This is a genomic window from Mesorhizobium alhagi CCNWXJ12-2 (genome assembly GCF_000236565.1).
Classification (GTDB): Bacteria; Pseudomonadota; Alphaproteobacteria; order Rhizobiales; family Rhizobiaceae; genus Allomesorhizobium; species Allomesorhizobium alhagi.
The window spans coordinates 1-616 of sequence record NZ_AHAM01000371.1; the positions used below are offsets into that span (position 1 = coordinate 1).

The following is a 616-nucleotide window of genomic DNA, read 5'->3' on the forward strand; positions in this document are numbered from 1 at the left end:
AAGAGATGCGCCGCCGGGAAAAGGCGGAGGAGCAGCGCAAGGCAGAGGGCCGCAAGAAGAACGGCAAGACGCCGGCGCCACCGAAGACGGAGCCCGAGGGCAAGGCGCAGCGCAACTTCACCGATCCGGAAAGCCGCATCTTGAAGACCAAGGACGGTTACATCCAGGGCTACAATGCGCAGGCCGCTGTCGATGCACAGGCCCAGATCATCGTGGCCCAGAGCCTGACGCACAGCATGAGCGACCAGGACCAACTCGTGCCGCTCATCGACGGGATCAAGGACAATCTCGGCCGCAAGCCAAAGGAAGCCTCAGCCGATGCTGGTTACTGCAGCGAGGCAAATCTTGCCGCCTTGGCCGAGCGCGAGGTCGGCGCTTACCTCGCTACCGGACGCGCCAAGCACCCTGCCGAAGGCAGACCCAAAATTACCGGACCGCTCGTCCAGGCGATGCGGGACAAGCTGAAGCGAGCGGGACGACGAACCCGATACAGGCTCAGAAAGCAAGTCGTCGAGCCGGTGTTCGGACAGATCAAACAGGCAAGAGGGTTCAGGCAGTTCCTGCTGCGCGGCATCGAGAAAGTCAAAGCCGAATGGGCGCTGATCTGCACCGCCCA

1 protein-coding gene is annotated in these 616 nt (G+C 62.7%); it reads left to right on the forward strand.

Annotated elements, in window-relative coordinates; genetic code table 11:
• The coding region (locus MAXJ12_RS34205) for an IS1182 family transposase (protein WP_008840844.1) at positions 1-616 on the forward strand (616 nt) is incomplete at both ends.